Origin of the sequence: Acutalibacter sp. LFL-21, from assembly GCF_025630755.1 — a bacterium.
GTDB classification, from domain to species: Bacteria; Bacillota; Clostridia; order Oscillospirales; family Acutalibacteraceae; genus Acutalibacter; species Acutalibacter stercoravium.
Genome location: NZ_JAOTNT010000003.1, coordinates 255,034 through 269,629 on the forward strand (window position 1 = coordinate 255,034; position 14,596 = coordinate 269,629).

At 63.6% G+C, this 14,596-nt stretch carries 12 protein-coding genes; 1 reads left to right on the top strand and 11 read right to left on the bottom strand.

Annotation, left to right across the window (positions count from 1 at the left end):
- Window position 1: 1 nt before the first annotated feature.
- The 10 genes from mltG to ODJ80_RS05240 all read right to left on the bottom strand — a co-directional run bounded on the left by mltG (window position 2) and on the right by ODJ80_RS05240 (window position 10,206).
- Complete coding sequence (gene mltG, locus ODJ80_RS05195) at window positions 2-1,291, bottom strand: endolytic transglycosylase MltG (protein ID WP_263041207.1); 1,290 nt, start codon at window positions 1,289-1,291, stop codon at window positions 2-4.
- Window positions 1,288-1,875, bottom strand: coding sequence for a 5-formyltetrahydrofolate cyclo-ligase (locus tag ODJ80_RS05200; protein WP_263041208.1), 588 nt, complete (start codon window positions 1,873-1,875; stop codon window positions 1,288-1,290). Before ODJ80_RS05200 ends, mltG begins: the two co-directional genes overlap by 4 nt.
- Window positions 1,875-2,423 (bottom strand): DJ-1 family glyoxalase III, encoded by a 549-nt coding sequence (locus tag ODJ80_RS05205; RefSeq protein WP_178864840.1) that lies wholly within the window; start codon window positions 2,421-2,423, stop codon window positions 1,875-1,877. The genes ODJ80_RS05200 and ODJ80_RS05205 overlap by 1 nt, the downstream gene beginning before the upstream one ends.
- Window positions 2,424-2,454: 31 nt before the next feature.
- Window positions 2,455-2,640, bottom strand: coding sequence for a hypothetical protein (locus tag ODJ80_RS05210; RefSeq protein WP_263041209.1), 186 nt, complete (start codon window positions 2,638-2,640; stop codon window positions 2,455-2,457).
- A gap of 14 nt (window positions 2,641-2,654) precedes the next feature.
- Window positions 2,655-3,323 carry a dTMP kinase gene (locus ODJ80_RS05215; RefSeq protein ID WP_263041210.1) on the bottom strand — a complete coding sequence of 223 codons (669 nt, stop codon included), beginning with the start codon at window positions 3,321-3,323 and terminating at the stop codon, window positions 2,655-2,657.
- A 66-nt stretch (window positions 3,324-3,389) separates the two neighbouring features.
- Window positions 3,390-4,148 carry an FAD-dependent thymidylate synthase gene (gene thyX, locus ODJ80_RS05220; RefSeq protein WP_263041211.1) on the bottom strand — a complete coding sequence of 253 codons (759 nt, stop codon included), beginning with the start codon at window positions 4,146-4,148 and terminating at the stop codon, window positions 3,390-3,392.
- A 132-nt stretch (window positions 4,149-4,280) separates the two neighbouring features.
- On the bottom strand, window positions 4,281-5,678 hold the full coding sequence (locus ODJ80_RS05225) for an extracellular solute-binding protein (protein ID WP_263041212.1): 1,398 nt from the start codon (window positions 5,676-5,678) through the stop codon (window positions 4,281-4,283).
- 134 nt (window positions 5,679-5,812) lie between these two features.
- Window positions 5,813-6,334, bottom strand: coding sequence for a nitroreductase family protein (locus ODJ80_RS05230; RefSeq protein WP_263041213.1), 522 nt, complete (start codon window positions 6,332-6,334; stop codon window positions 5,813-5,815).
- 46 nt (window positions 6,335-6,380) lie between these two features.
- Entirely contained in the window at window positions 6,381-8,861 is a 2,481-nt protein-coding gene (locus ODJ80_RS05235) for a transglutaminase-like domain-containing protein (RefSeq protein WP_263041214.1), read from the bottom strand.
- 25 nt (window positions 8,862-8,886) lie between these two features.
- A complete protein-coding gene (locus ODJ80_RS05240) occupies window positions 8,887-10,206 on the bottom strand; it encodes an alpha-L-fucosidase (RefSeq protein ID WP_263041215.1) in 1,320 nt (439 codons plus the stop codon).
- A gap of 166 nt (window positions 10,207-10,372) precedes the next feature.
- On the opposite strand from ODJ80_RS05240, the gene ODJ80_RS05245 reads away from it, so the two are divergent.
- Window positions 10,373-11,881, top strand: coding sequence for a DUF6056 family protein (locus ODJ80_RS05245; RefSeq protein ID WP_263041216.1), 1,509 nt, complete (start codon window positions 10,373-10,375; stop codon window positions 11,879-11,881).
- A 435-nt stretch (window positions 11,882-12,316) separates the two neighbouring features.
- On the opposite strand, the gene ODJ80_RS05250 is transcribed toward ODJ80_RS05245, so the two are convergent.
- On the bottom strand, window positions 12,317-14,014 hold the full coding sequence (locus ODJ80_RS05250) for an AMP-binding protein (protein WP_263041217.1): 1,698 nt from the start codon (window positions 14,012-14,014) through the stop codon (window positions 12,317-12,319).
- Between the last annotated feature and the right edge of the window lie 582 nt (window positions 14,015-14,596).

The following is a 14,596-nucleotide window of genomic DNA, read 5'->3' on the forward strand; positions in this document are numbered from 1 at the left end:
CTCACTCCGTCAGGCCCGCCAGCTGCAAATTGTAGGCATGGTCGTCCGCGTTGGTGGCATAGTAGGCGGTGCCGTCGGCGGCGTGGCAGAAATACAGGTAGTTGGCGGCGTCGCCCTCGGTGTTGGGGTTCAGTGCCGCTTCAATCGCGTCCAGTCCGGGATTGCAGATAGCTCCCGCAGGCAGGCCCTGAACCTCATAGGTGTCGTAATTTCCATAAGAGAGGGCCCCCGTCTCCGGCACGTCCTCCGCCCGCTGGTAGGGGTAGTAGATGGTGGAGTCGCACTCCAGCCGGTAGATGCCATACTCCCCGCCAAAGTCCAGGCGGTTGTGGAGCACGGCGGAAACGTTGGCCATGTCCTGGGTGTTGGCGGCCTCCCGCTGGATGATAGAGGCCATGGTGACAATCTGATCCAGCGTCATGCCAGAGGCGGCGATGCGCTCCTCCAGGTCGGCGGTGCGGTTCTGGAAGTTGTACACCAGCTTGCCCACTACAGAGTCGATCTCCTCCCCCTTGTAGAAGTCATAGGTGTCGGGGAAGAGGTAGCCCTCCAGCTTGTAATATTTGCCGGTGGCCCCGGCGATGGGGGCAATGGCATCATAGCCATCGAAATCGCTGGAATTAACCGCCGTCAGGAAATCCTCCTGGGAGCAGACCTCATTTTCCTCCAGCAGGGCAGCCACCTGCAGCACCGTCATACCCTCGGGGAAGGTGACGGTGACCACCTCGCGGGTCTCGTTGCCGCCCTGCAGGGTGCTGATGATATCCTGGTAATCCATGTTGGTCTCCAGCTGGTAAACGCCGGGCTGGAACCACCCCAGCTCCTCCTCATCCACCGTCACGTTGCAGAAGAGCTGGAAGAACTCCGGCTCCTTGATGGCCCCCGCGTCGTAAACGATCTGGGTCAGCTCATCAATGGTGACGTTCTCGGGGATGGTCACCTCGGTGGTGCCTTCCGAGCGACCCACCGCGAAAAAGTCGTTCGATCCGGTGATCAGGTAGCTGGCCAGGGTGAAGGAAACCAGCAGCACCATGCACAGCCACACCAGGGAGAACACCCGGCGGTTTTTCCGGGCCTTCAGCCTATCCCGCTTTTTGTGGGCCTTCTCCTCCTGACGGCGCTCCTTGTCCGTAAGGAACGCCTTGTTGGCAGAGTACTCCGGCCGGGGCGGCTGGCCCCGGCGCTCCTGCACGTCAATGCTGCCCGTGGCCAGATCCCGTTCATCAATGTTCAGCTTAAAATTTCCTGTGCCGCGGCTCTCTCCGCCGCGGGGATTCTGTTCGTGGTTCATTCGCAACCTTCCTTTCCGGGGCCTTGCTCCGCACAAAGGACCCCTGCCTCTGTCACCAGCCGGGCCACCTGCCTGTCAAAGGGCCCCCGGGGCAGCCTGGGCAGCAGCAGCCCTTCAAAGCACACCCCAACAGCCTCTATCGGGCGGGACCCCAAGAAGCGGTCATAATATCCTTTTCCATAGCCCAGGCGGAAGCCCGCCCTGTCAAAGGCAATGCCGGGCACCAGGCACAAAGCCCCCTCCCATTCCGTCAAGAGAGGGCATCTCTCCTGGAGGGGCTCCCACAGGCCAAAGCGGCCGGGGGCCAGGTCCTCCCGGGAAAAGACACGGTAAAAGGCCATGTTTCCCTGTCCATCCAGGCAGCGGGGCGCATACACGGCCCTTCCCTGGGCCAGTGCGCAGTCCAGCAGGGGCCAGGTGTCCACCTCGCTGCCCTGGCTCAGGTAAAGCAGCAGCCGCCGGGCCCGCCGGTATTCCGGCAAGGCCAGCACCTGCCTCCGAATGGCCCGGGATCTCTCCTCCCGCCCTGGCAAGGCGTCTCTGCGGGCCAACAGCTCCCGGCGCAGGGGGGCCTTTTTCTCCATTACCCCTCCCACTGGATGGAGGCGCGGATCTCCGCAGCCTTTTCCTCCGACACCAGCGCGGCAGCCAGGGCCAGGCCAAACTGGGTGGCCACCCCCATGCCCCGAGCGGTGAGGAATTGGCCGTCCCGCACCACATAGCTTTCACTGAGAAGGGCGCCGCCCTCCTGCAAATCCTTCTGGAAGCTGGGGAACGCCGTGGCATTTTTTCCAGCCAGCAGGCCCTTGTGGGCCAAAATAGAGGGCGCCGCGCAGATGGCGGCCACCAGCTTGCCCTGCTCCACGCAGCTGTCGATACAGCCCTGCACCGCGGGGGAAGCCTCCAGGTTGTGGGTGCCGGGCAGGCCGCCGGGCAGCACCATGGCCTCCAGTGCGGAAACGTCCACCTCTTCTGCGGCCAGATCCGTCTGGACACAGATGCCGTGGGAGCCGGTCACCCTCTCTCCAGTGACGCCGGCCAGCTTTACTGTAAGCCCAGCCCGGCGCATCACGTCCACAGGGGCCAGGGCTTCCACCTCTTCAAAGCCTTCCGCCAAAAACACAACCACCATCGCAAACCATCCTTTCCTATCAGACGGCTTTTTAAGAAAAGCCGTACCGTATCACATAATAGATCACATACGCCCAGCTGAGCAAGCCGTGGAAAATGGCCCACCCCACCGAGTGCCAGTTGCAATAGCTGATGACCATGGCAAGCACGCTGCCAAAGCTGACGCCCTTCCACACGGTCTTTTGCACCACCGAACGCTTTCTGTCCTGCTCGTCCATAGGGCTCTCTCCTCTCAAGGTTTTTCCAGCAGAGGCTCCACAGCCGCCAGCACCGCCCGGTGGATCTCCTCCACGGGCAGGGGCTCCCCGCCCTTCGCGCAGGGGACCACCTTCCAGCCCAGACGCTGCCCGGCATAGCGGGCGCATTCCCCGCAAGAGCGCAGGAACGCCAGGTGGCTCTCGTGGATATCCTTTTTCCCGCTGTCCCCCTGGTAGCGCCGCAGCAGCAGCTTTTGAGAAACTTCGATGGGCATGTCCAGATAGAGCACCAGGTCCGGCCGGGGAATGCCCAGCTTTTGATACTCAAAATCCTCCACCCAGGCCAGGTAGCCGTCCCACTCCGCCCGGGGGAGCTTTCCCATCTGGTACACCATGTTGGAGGTGGCGTACCTGTCGCAGAGGATGAGCTTCCCCTGGCGGTAGTCCCCGCCCCAGCCCTTGCGGAAACTGGCAAAGCGGTCCACCGCGTAAAAGGCGCTGGCGGCGTAGGCATTCACGTCCTCCGGCTGGGCGCCGAATTCCCCGTTTAGGTACATCTTCACCAGCGAGGAGGAGGGCGACTGGTAGTCGGGGAAGGTGACCTTCCGCACTGCCTTTCCCCGCTGGGACAGCTCCTCAAACAGCAGCTGGGTCTGGGTGCCCTTGCCGCTGCCGTCCAGCCCTTCCAGCACAATCAGGCTCATGGCTTCTCTCCCCTTTCCGAAGCCCGGCCTTCTTCCCCTTTTAGTATGGAACGGCCGGGCAAAAATTTACAGCGCTTTGAATGTTTCCCGCACCTGGACCATTTTCCCGCAGGACATCTTCCCCTCGGGGCAGGCGCCCCGCAGGCAGGGCGGGCCTGCCTTTTCAAAGAGATGGGGCGCCACGGCCTTCACCTCTTTGAGCATCTGGGTGGCCAGCTCCCGAATTTCCCACTGGGCCCGGTTGCAGCACCGGTGAGAGAAGAAGTTCAGCAGAGAGCGGGCGTTCATGGTGCAGATCATCTTGGTGGCGCAGGCGTTGGGCAGCACAAAGCGGGCATCCTCAATGGCCTTTTTCTCCGCCTTGCGGGCGGCGGCCTTCTCCGTCTCTCCGGCGGCCAAAAACGCCGCTTGGTGCTTCTCCTTCAGCAGGGCGGTCAGCCGTTCGTAGTGTTCCTGGTCCTCCTCCATGGCCCGCAGGAACTCCTCCTTGGCCTCTGGCAGGGCCTCGATCTCCGGAGGGAGCACGAACTGGAAGCCCTCTTCCTTCACATAGCGCTGGCTCTGCACGCTGAAGGAGGCGATGCGGTGCCGGGTAATCTGGGCCAGCAGGGACCGGGACACCCCCTCGATGCCAAAGGTGAAGCTGGCGTGCTCGATGGGGCTCTCATGTCCGATGGAGTTGAGCATTTCCAAAAAGGAGGCGGTCTTCTCCTCCGTCAGCCCCTCATACACTGTGTCGATGTCCGCCGCGGCATAGCACAGCTTGGCGGCGCAGGCCACCGTCTTCTCCGGCTCCGGCGTATAGGCCAGCAGCTTTACCTTCATCCCGCTCATCCTTTCCGACATAGAATCTCATAATCTAAAATATTATACCAAATTCACCGGCGCTTCACAAGGGCCTAATTTCACATCGGTCCCGCAAGGTGCGAAAAGGCCCCGGTGTCCCGGGGCCCAAGGTCACTGTTCTGTCTCCTCTTGCGCCTGCCACAGCTCCCCCTCGCCGGCCCGGGCCTGGCTCCAGTACCCGTCGAACGAGGCCAGAAGTTCCTGCTGGGTCATCTCCCCGGCAAGAAACTCCTGCAGGGCCTGATTGGCCGTCTCCCGCCAGCCCTCTTGGGCGCGGTACATCAGCGGCTCCTGGGCATAGAAGTACCAGTCTGCCCGGCGGACCATCAGCAGGTTCACAGACAGGCCCGTCTCCTCCAGGGAGGGCTCCAGGTCGGCGGCAGTGGTGTGGATGGGCACCGTGCCGCAGGCCTTGGCCAGGTGGGTGTTGTTGTCCCCGTTGGACAGGTAGGTGAGGAAGTGCACGGCGTTGCCCACATTCTCCGCGGAAGCCGCCACGCCAAAACCGGTGAACTCCAGGCTGGTGATGGCCGTGCCCGTGGTCCCCCGGGGATAGGCGGCCACGCCCCAGGTGCCCTCCTCCATGGCCCCGGCGATGTCCTCCAGCCGGTCCTGGCCCGCCAGCAGGGCAATGGCCTGGCCGCTGGTGAAGGCCTCTATGGCCTGGTCCTCGGTCCAGTCCAGGGCCTCTTGGGGAACGGCGTCCCGGATTAGGGCAGAGAACTGCTCCGCCGCCGCGGCGGCCTGCTCCAGGGTGAAGAGGGTGTCGTTCTCATCCACCGCGGAGAGGTAAGAGGCCGCCGGGTCCTCCATGCGGCCCAGGCTCACGGCGCTCCACAGGATGGAGTCGAACAGGTCCACCAGGCGGTCCTTCCCACCGAACACCAGCCCGGCCGCCCCCTTGTCCTGAAGCTTCTGCTGGGCGTCGGCAAAGTCCTCCCAAATGCGGCAGTAGACCAGGCCCTCCTCCTTGCCCTGGTTGAACTCCTCGAACCAATCGCTGCGGTAATAGACCAGGTCCTGGTTCAAGGTGGCGGGCAGCAGATAGGCAAAGTCCGCACCCATAGAGGCCACGGCCTGTTTGGCCGCGGCTGTCAGGGTGGAGCGCTCCTCCCACACGTCCAGATAGAGGGAGAGCTCTGTGAGAAGGCCCTGCTCCACCGCGGCGGGCTGCTCCTGTTCCGAGAGCTCCACCAGGTCCGCTTCGCCGGACTGGAGCATTCCCATAGCTTCCTCCCCGCTTTCCACCGTGACGATCTCGATGCGGGTCTGGGGGAAATCCGCCATGTATTTTTCCGCAATCTCCTCCAGGGCGGCGGTGCGCTCCGTGCTGAAAAAGCGCTCTGCTACCACCAGGCTGGCCTCCTCCCCGTCGTTCTCCAAGCGGAGCTGGTTGGCTTCCTCCAAAGTGGAGGAGGCCGCCTCCTCCGGGGAACAGGCGGTCAAAGTTCCCGCTGCCAGCAACACGGCCAGCAGCAGGGCCCCGGCCTTTTTCCATCTATGTTTCACAGGCTTCGCCTTCCTTTCGCTGTGGACTATGCTCCTATTATAGCTTTTCAAGGGGAAAATTACAAGGAAAACCAGCCCCGGGGAGAAAACGAAAAGAACGGTCCCTTTTTCGGGGACCGTTCGCAAGCGCTTTCTCAGACTTTGTGGATGTAGCCGGCCTTGCGCTCCTTGGGCTGGGGCAGGGGGCCGGCGGCGTAGCCCAAGGCCAGAGAGCCCACGCCCCGCAAATCCTGGGGCAGGCCCCACTCCCGCAAAAGGGCTTTACCCTCTGGCAGCTGGAACATCTCGCGCTCCCCGTGGATCCAGCAGGAGGCAAGGCCCACGGCGTGGGCGGCCTCCATCATGGTGCACAGCACGCAGGAGGCGTCCTCCACACAGGTGCCCCGGGCCGGGTCCGCCAGCACCAGCACAATGGTGGGCGCGCCGTAATAGGGGTCCCCCTCCATGCCCCGGGCTTTCTGGTTCAGCTCCATCACCGCCCGGCGGTAGGAGGGGCTCTGCACCGCCACAATCACCGGGGACTGCATCCCCATGCCGGTGGGGGCATAGGTGCCCGCCTCCAGCACAGCGTCCAGCTCCTGGGCTTGAATCTGCTCGGGCTTGTAGGCCCGCACGCTGCGGCGGGTCTTTAAAAGCTCCAACATCTTGTTCTCCATGGGACAAAACTCCTCTCTTTCTAAAAATAGCTGGTCCCTTTTGTTTTCAACAGGTTTCTCCCTCCTGGGGGAAAACCTCCGCTGCGGCCATCAGCCGCAGCAGCAGGGCCGCCGTGCCCACGTTGTAGCCGCAGCAGCCGTACAGGCACTCTCCCCGGCTGTTCACCAGCAGCACCAGGGGCAGCCGGTCCGGGTCCAGGAACATGCGCCGGGCCAGGGCGGGCACCGCCTCTGGGAAATCCCCCCGCCACACCTGGGCCCCGGGCAGAGCCTGGAGGGCCCTTTGCAAAGTGGGGTCCTGGCGGTGGGAGAAATCCTCCACCACCAGGCACAGGCCGCAGCCGCTGGCCTCCAGGGCGGGGGCGCTCTCCCGCAGCTCGTTGAGGATGTGCTCCGTGGGCTCCCGGCTGGGCTCCAACAGGCACAGCACCGTAAGGCCGTGAGAGGCCAGAACCTGACGGCCCGGCACCTCCCGGCCTGCCTCCTCCCACAGGGAGAACTCCGGCAGGGGGCAGCGCTGGAGCATGTCCTCTGCCCGCCCCTCCCGGAAGGAGAGGGCGCAGGCTTGCCGCTGCCCCTCCTCCAGGGACACAGCCCGCCACCAAACCAGCTGGGAGCCGCTGGGCAGGCGGTTCACCGTCCACAGGCGGTATTCCCCCGGCGGAAGGGGCAACTCCTCCTCCATCCCCGTAGCCAGGGCGGGGGCTGTCACAGGCTGCCAGCCCTGGGGCCCCTTGCGGAAGAGGGCGTAGTCCTGGCTGGGCAGGGCGGGCCGGTCCGCCGGGGCGGCAAGGGCCAGCCGGGCGGCGGGCTCCCCGCCCCACAGGGGGTGGAACGCGCCGTCCTTCCAAAACCAGGGGGTGCCATCCTGCAAATAGGAGGGAACCCCTAACGCCCGGCAGGCGGCGCAGAACAGCATGCCCCTGCCAAACGCCGTGGCCCTCCCCAGGGAGAGCATCCCTTGGGGGGTGCCCCACAGGGCGGCGTAGCAGTCCCCATCCAGAGAGACACGGGACTCCACCCAGGCCCACAGACGGGAGGGGTCCTGCCGGGCAGCCCCCGCCTCCTCCGGGGAGAACTGCCCCGCCAGCAGCTTATGCCAGGGGGTGAGCACCTCCAACCCCACGCGGGGGGACAGGAGCCCCTGCCGGAACGCCTCCTGCGGGAAGCCGGGCTCCCAGCGGAAGGCGGCCAGGGCGTCCTCTAAGACGGCCTCCGGCACCTGGCCCGCCCGGTCCTTTTCCGTCAGGGCGGACCACACCCGGCCCTTCTGGCCGGTGGGCGGGGCGGGACGCTGTTCCTGCCATGCCCGGGACTTCTCCTCCCGCAGGGCGGCGGCCCGGCCCAGGCAGGCCTGGCGCGCCTCCCGCTGTTCCCGGCGCAGGGCGGGGACGGAGACATCCCCGTCCGCCGGGGCGGCAAAGTCCGCCTCCCCCTGGGGGGCCAAAGCCCGGCCCAGCACCACTTGCACCGACTCCCCCTCGGGGGGCACCAGGGCCTCCCCCAGCAGCCCCGGGGCTTCCGGGTCCCAGGCGGTGAGGAGCAGGCTGCCCCGGCCCGCCCGCAGCTGGGCCCGGCCGGCCTCGTCCGTAGTGCGGCGGGCCACCTCCTGGGGGGCGGCCATATTCATCACAGAGAAGGCAACCCCTGCTCCCTGAACCGGGGAGCCCCTTCCGTCCCGCACCTCCACGGTGAGGAGCTTGGCCCGGCCGTAATGGGCGGTGCGGTTCTCATAGGCCACCCCTTCCCGGAGGTCCCAGTCCAGGGGGTCCAAGCCGGGGAACAGGAAGGCCGCCTCCTCCCGGCTGCCTGCAACGAAGGACCGGGCGTGGACCATCACCGCCCGGCTGGCGGCGTGGGTGAACCAGCCCCGGTCCAGCACGGGCTCCGGCTCGCAGGCCCCCAAATACCGCCAGGAGGCTCCGTCGAAGACCTCCACCCAGGCGTGGTTGTCGTCGCAGTGGGACCACCAGGGGGCGTACACCTGCCGGGCGGCGATGCCCACGCTGCGCAATGCGTTGGTGAGGAAGGTGGACTCCTCCCCGCAGCGGCCCCACCCGCATTGATACACCTGCAGGGCGGAGGCGGTGCGGTCATCGGTGGAGCGGTAGGTGGCCTGCTCCGCGCACCAGCGGTTCACCTCTAAAATGGCCTCCTCCAAGGGAAGGCCCTTCACCCGGGGGGCCAGCTGGCTGCAAAACAGCTCCCGGCAGGGGGAGAGCTCCTCGTTGTTCACCCGGGGGCACAGCACCTCCCGCAGGAACAGGGATTCCGACAGGGCGGCGCACCAGGGAAACTCCCGGCGGGCGGCCAGGGCCTGGCGGGCGGCCTCCCGGAAAAAGCGGGGGGAATAGTCCCCCAGGTCGGCGCTGGGCAGGGTGACGTACAGGTAGGAGAGCAGCAGGGCCTCCTCCTCTCCGCAGAGGGAGAGCTCCTCCTGCAGGGCCGCCCACCGGGCGCCCAAACGGGGCTTTCTCCCCTCCAGCTGGGTGTTCACATAGTTTCTCAATTCTTGGGACCAGGGCATAGACAGGGCTCCTTCTCTCTTCCAATTACTCCTTCAGGGTGATCTCCAGCACGGTGTCCACCGGGTCGGGCAGAACGGGGTCCGGCCCCAGGTTGGCAAACACCACGTCCGGGTAGTTGGCGCTAGTCCAGTCCCCCGCCAGGGAGACCTCTGCGCCGGTGGCCAGATAACGGGCCCGGCTGACCTTCTCCCGCTGCAGGCCCATCAGGGGCATGGGCCCCACCGAGCTCTCGAACAGGTGGTAATAGAGCTTGTTGCCCTTGCGGGTGATGCGGCCGTTGTCCGGCTTTTCCATGCCGGCCTTGCCGCAGTCGTAGATGCTCTCTCCGTTCCGCTTCATCCAGGCGCCGATCTCCCCCAGGATCTCCAGGGACTGGGGCGGGATATTCCCCTTGGCGTCGGGGCCCACGTTCAACAGCAGGTTGCCCCCCTTAGAGACGCACTCCACCAGCTTTTTGATGAGCATGGGGGCGGGCTTGAAGAAGCGGTCCTCCGCGCAGTAGCCCCAGTGGTTGTTCATGGTGATGCAGGCCTCCCACACCATGTCCCGGCCCTGTTTGTCCTGAATGCCGGCGGGGGGGATGATTTGCTCTGGGCTGACGAAGTCCCCATGATAGGGGGTGGGGTTGCACTCCCACAGGGAGCCAAAGCCCTCTCCGCTGACCTCCAGCCGGTTGTCGATGATCACATCGGGCTGGAGCTGGCGCACCATGTTCACCAGTTCCGTGGCCCTCCAGGCCTCTCCCCGCATGACGGCGTTCTCGTTCTCGTAGGAGAAGTCGAACCAGAGGAGGTCCAGCTTGCCATAGTTGGTGCACAGCTCCCGCACCTGGTTGTGGAGGTACTCCACATAGCGGCCAAAGTCCCGCCCTTCATTGGAGTAGGCGGGGTCGTCCCGCATGGGGTGGTGCTTATCCCCATAGTGGGGGTAATCCTCATGGTACCAGTCCAGCAGGGAAAAGTAGAGGCCCACTCGCAGGCCCTCGGCCCGGAACGCCTCTAGAAATTCCCGCACCAGGTCCCGGCCGCACTTGGTGTTGGTGGACTTGAAATCCGTGTACTGGCTGTCGAACAGGCAGAAGCCCTCGTGGTGCTTGGCGGTGAGCACCGCGTACTTCATGCCCGCCTCTTTGGCGGCCTTGGCCCACTGCTTGGGGTTGTAGTCCACCGGGTCAAACTCATAGAAATAGGGCATGTAGTCCTCTTTTTTGATGCGCTCGTCGCTGCGGACCCACTCTCCCCGGGCGGGGATGGCGTACAGCCCCCAGTGGATGAACATGCCAAAGCGCGCGCTGGTGTACCAAGCCATGCGCTTTTCATAGGCTTCTCGGTCAAAGGTGTACATAACTTTCTCCTCTCCGAGCGGGTCTTGCGCCGCCCATTCATTCTAAGTATCACTATACCACAGGGGCGGCGGGAAGAAAAGAGGGAAAATCCCCGCCTTGCGCGGAAGGGGAAAATCCGCTATACTGATAGCAGCATTACAGCGCCTTGGGCATGGGAGGTCTTTTATGGAAAAGCGGGTTTGGAAGGGGCTAAACGGCCTTCTCACCGAGAAACGGGTGGGCATCGCCTGCTGCGTGCTGCTGGGGCTGACCCTGCTGCCGGTGGCAGCCCTCTCCGTTTACAACCACCCCTGCTCCGACGACTACAGCTACGGCCTGTATGTGGCCCAGGCGGTGCGCAGCGGGGGCTCCCTGTGGGAGGTGCTGGCCGCCGCGGCCAAAGAGACCGCCGAGACCTATCTGGACTGGCAGGGAACCTTCTCCGCCGTGTTTCTCATGGCCCTGCAGCCCGCCGCCTTTGGGGAGGGCTTTTACGCCCTGACCCCCTGGCTGATGGCGGGCTCTCTGGTGTTCTCCACCTTTTTCTTCTTGAAAGAGGTCTGCGTGCGCCGCCTGGGCATGAGCATGTGGGCCTGGCTGACGGTCTCCTGCGCCCTCAGCTTTTTTCTGGTGCACTTTGCCCCCGACCCCTTCGAGGGCTTTTTCTGGTACAACGGCTCTCTGTTCTACACCTTCTTCCACAGCCTGATGCTGTGCGCCCTGACCTTCGCCCTCAAATTTCTGCGGGCTCCCACTTTGGGGCGCTCTCTGGCCTGCGGCCTGGCGGCAGGGGCGCTGTGCTTTTTCCTGGGCGGGGGCAACTACCCCACCGCCCTGCTCACCTGTGTGCTGTTGATGGGAGGCTTCCTCTGGACCCTGTGGAAGGGGCTTCCCCTCTCCCGCAAACTGGGGACCCTGGCCTTTTTCCTTCTGGAGCTCATGGCCTTTGGCATCAGCATGTTGGCCCCGGGCAACAGCGTGCGCCAAGCCCACTTTGAAAACCGCCCCGGCGCGGTGAAGTCCATCCTGCTGGCCCTGGGGGCCGCCGTGCGGAACATCACAGAGTGGACCACCCTGCCCCTGCTGCTGGCCCTGTTGTTTTTGTGCCCCCTGTTCTGCAAGTACGCCCAAAAGCTCTCCTTCCGGTTTCCCCTGCCGGGGTTGGCCCCTTTGGGGGCCGTGTGCCTGCTGGGGGTGCTGCTGACCCCGCCCATCTACGCTATGGGGGGCACCGGCGCCGGCCGGATGGAGGACCTGTACTACGACGCCTTCTGCCTGCTGGCGGCGGGGGTGGCCTTCTACTTCTGCGGGTGGCTTGTCCACCTGCCCGCCTTACAGGGCGCGCTCCAGCGGGCGGGGGAGCCACCGGCGGCGTTCTTGCTCTCCCTGCTCCTGCCCTTCTGCCTGACGGTGGCCTGCCTGCCGGGCTTCACCAGCCTGACAGGGGTGAGCGCGGGGCTCTCCCTGCTGCGGGGAGAGGCCCAGGCCTACGACGCCCAGGTGGACGCCCAGGTGGCCCTGCTGGAGGACGGGACCCTGCAAAACGTGGTGGTGGAACCGGTGACCGTCCGGCCGGAGCTGCTGCTGCCCACCTCGGTGCCGGTGCTCAGCCAGGACCCGGAGAACGCGGTGAACCAACGGGTGGCCACCTTCTATGGCAAGGAGAGCGTGCGCATCACCGGGGAAAACTCTTGATGGAAACAACGAAAGGACATCCAGGCTGTTGGCTTGGATGCCCTTTTTCTTTACAAGAACAAATTTGCGGCGGGTGGAAACAGGTTTGGTGTATGGGAACCGTGGCTGCGCTTGCTTAGGCTAGAAAGGCCGTAAGGCTCCGCCTTACCAACCGCAGCTTTTGAAAAAGCTGGCAAAACTTTTCCTTGTCTCCACCCAACTCAAGCGCGGGCCGCTTGTTCACTGTTTCCCCAAAGCCCCGCCGCCCTAAAGCGGCGGTCTCGGCTGCCGCCTCGGGTGCTGTCTGCCAGTGGCAGACGCCCAGCACCGACCGAAGTGGCAACGTAGACCGGTCCTGAACGGTCCCCACCGGGGACCAGGACCGCGTCTTGTCCCGCGCGGTCACGCGCCGCGACTTGAGTGCCCAGGCACTGGGCCGCGTCATGTCCCGCGCGGTCACGCGCCGCGACTTGAGAGCCCAGGCACTGGGCCGGACGCTTTGCGGATCTCCGCCCGCTTGATCTTGCCGCCGATGGTCTTGGGCAGCTCGTCCACATACTCGATGACCCGGGGATACTTATAGGGCGCGGTGGCGTGCTTGACGTGGTTCTGCAGCTCCTTCGTCAGCTCCGGGGTGCCCTCATAGCCCTTGGCCAGCACAATGGTGGCCTTGACCACCTGGCCGCGGATGGGGTCCGGCGCGCCGGTGATGGCGCACTCCACCACGGCAGGGTGCTCCAGCAGGGCGCTCTCCACCTCGAAGGGCCCAATGCGGTAGCCGGAGCACTTGATGACGTCGTCGTTGCGGCCCACAAACCAGTAGTAGCCGTCGCTGTCCCGCCAGGCCACATCGCCGGTGTCGTAGTAGGCGCCGCCCAGCTTTTCTTCTGTCATCTCCGGGTTTTTAAAGTAGCCCGTGAACAGGCCCGTGGGCGGGTTGTGCTTCACGTCCATCACGGCGATGGTGCCCTCCTCGCCGTCCTCGCACAGGTTTCCGTCAGCGTCCACCAGCTGGATATCGTACAGAGGAGAGGGCTTGCCCGTGGAGCCGGGGATGGGCTCGAACCACTTGAAGTTGGCCAGCATCACCGAGCTTTCCGACTGGCCAAAGCCCTCGTACAGCTTCAGGCCGGTCAGCTCCAGCCACTGTTTAAAGACCTCCGGGTTCAGGGGCTCTCCGGCGATGCAACAGTGGTGGATGCTGGAGAGGTCGTACTTGGTCACGTCCTCCTGGAGCATGAACCGGAACATGGTGGGCGGCGCGCAGAAGGTGGTCACCTTGTACTTTTCCAGGTGCTCCAGCAGGTGGCGGGGGTTGAACTTGGCCTCCATATCGTAGCAGAAGATGACGGCGCCGCAGACCCACTGGCCGTAGATCTTGCCCCAGCCGAACTTGGCCCAGCCAGAGTCGGAGACGCTCATGTGCAGCTTGTTCTCCTCCACCTGCTGCCAGTACTTGGCGGTGACAATGTGCCCCAGGGGATAGGAGAAGTTGTGCTGCACCATCTTGGGCATGCCCGTGGTGCCAGAGGTGAAGTACACCAGCATGGTGTCATCCCAGCGGGTGGCCTCCTCCCCGGTGGGGCGGGGGAACGCATCGGAGAACTTCTCCATCTCCTCGTTCAGGTCCAGCCAGCCCTCCCGCTTTTCCACCACCAGGATCTTATTTTTCAGAGAGGGGATGTCCGGCTGGGCGGCCTCCACCTGCTGGATGACGAAGGGGTCGTTGACGCAGACAATGGCGCAGACCTGGGCGGCGTTGCCCCGGTAGACGATGTCCTTTTTGGTCAGCTGCAGGGTGCCGGGAATCAAAATGGCTCCCAGCTTGTGCAGGGCTGTGGCGCAGACCCAATACTCCCACCGGCGGCGCAGGATGAGCATGACCACGCTGCCCTTCTTCACCCCCAGGCTTTTGAAGAAATTGGCGGCCTTGTTGGAGAGGCGCTTGATGTCGGTGAAGGTGAAATCCTTCTCGTTGTCCTCCTCATCGCACCAGACCAGGGCCTTTTTCTCCGGCTCCTCTTCGGCCCAGGCGTCCACCACGTCAAAGCCGAAGTTGAAGTTCTCCGGCACGTTCACCTTATAATTGGCTTTGAAATCCTCGTAGGAGTCGAACTCGATACGGGGCAGGAATTTTTTCAATAAGTAGTCCACGGGTAACACATCCTTTTCCATCCTGGGGGTTGCCCCCCTACTTGAAATCCAAAAGTGATCGAGTAAGCTGAAAAACCCAGGAAATAAGCCATTTCTGCTTACTACGACGTTTGCACCAGTAAGCGGGAAAGCTGCATCAATAAGCTCCTTACTCATGCACCTGCATGAATAAGCAAAACCCGCATAAAACCTGGCTTTTTCGCCTTACTGGTGCATTTTTCTCTCTCAAGCCCCTACTTGAAATGAGAAAATGAGCAAGTTAAGAAAAAAGCTAGGAAACATGCGGCTTTCGGAACTTGCTCACATGAGCATCTTAACAAGAATAAGACCGGCAACTTGCTCACCTGAGCAAGTTCGCAAACCCGCATAAACACTGGGTTTTTCCCTAAGATGCTCATTTCCATTTCTCAAGCCCCTACTTGAAATGAGAAAATGAGCAAGTTAAGAAAAAAGCTAGGAAACATGCGGCTTTCACCAGATGCTCACATGAGCATCTTAGAAAAGGGGCGGGCTCTTAGATGCTCACCTGAGCATCTTGGCAAACCCGCATAAACACTGGATTTTTCCCTAAGATGCTCATTT

Coding starts and splice junctions, on each gene's coding strand:
- mltG (WP_263041207.1), bottom strand. CDS start 1,291: ATGAACCACGAACAGAATCCCCGCGGCGGAGAGAGCCGCGGCACAGGA.
- ODJ80_RS05200 (WP_263041208.1), bottom strand. CDS start 1,875: ATGGAGAAAAAGGCCCCCCTGCGCCGGGAGCTGTTGGCCCGCAGAGAC.
- ODJ80_RS05205 (WP_178864840.1), bottom strand. CDS start 2,423: ATGGTGGTTGTGTTTTTGGCGGAAGGCTTTGAAGAGGTGGAAGCCCTG.
- ODJ80_RS05210 (WP_263041209.1), bottom strand. CDS start 2,640: ATGGACGAGCAGGACAGAAAGCGTTCGGTGGTGCAAAAGACCGTGTGG.
- ODJ80_RS05215 (WP_263041210.1), bottom strand. CDS start 3,323: ATGAGCCTGATTGTGCTGGAAGGGCTGGACGGCAGCGGCAAGGGCACC.
- thyX (WP_263041211.1), bottom strand. CDS start 4,148: ATGAAGGTAAAGCTGCTGGCCTATACGCCGGAGCCGGAGAAGACGGTG.
- ODJ80_RS05230 (WP_263041213.1), bottom strand. CDS start 6,334: ATGGAGAACAAGATGTTGGAGCTTTTAAAGACCCGCCGCAGCGTGCGG.
- ODJ80_RS05235 (WP_263041214.1), bottom strand. CDS start 8,861: ATGCCCTGGTCCCAAGAATTGAGAAACTATGTGAACACCCAGCTGGAG.
- ODJ80_RS05240 (WP_263041215.1), bottom strand. CDS start 10,206: ATGTACACCTTTGACCGAGAAGCCTATGAAAAGCGCATGGCTTGGTAC.
- ODJ80_RS05245 (WP_263041216.1), top strand. CDS start 10,373: ATGGAAAAGCGGGTTTGGAAGGGGCTAAACGGCCTTCTCACCGAGAAA.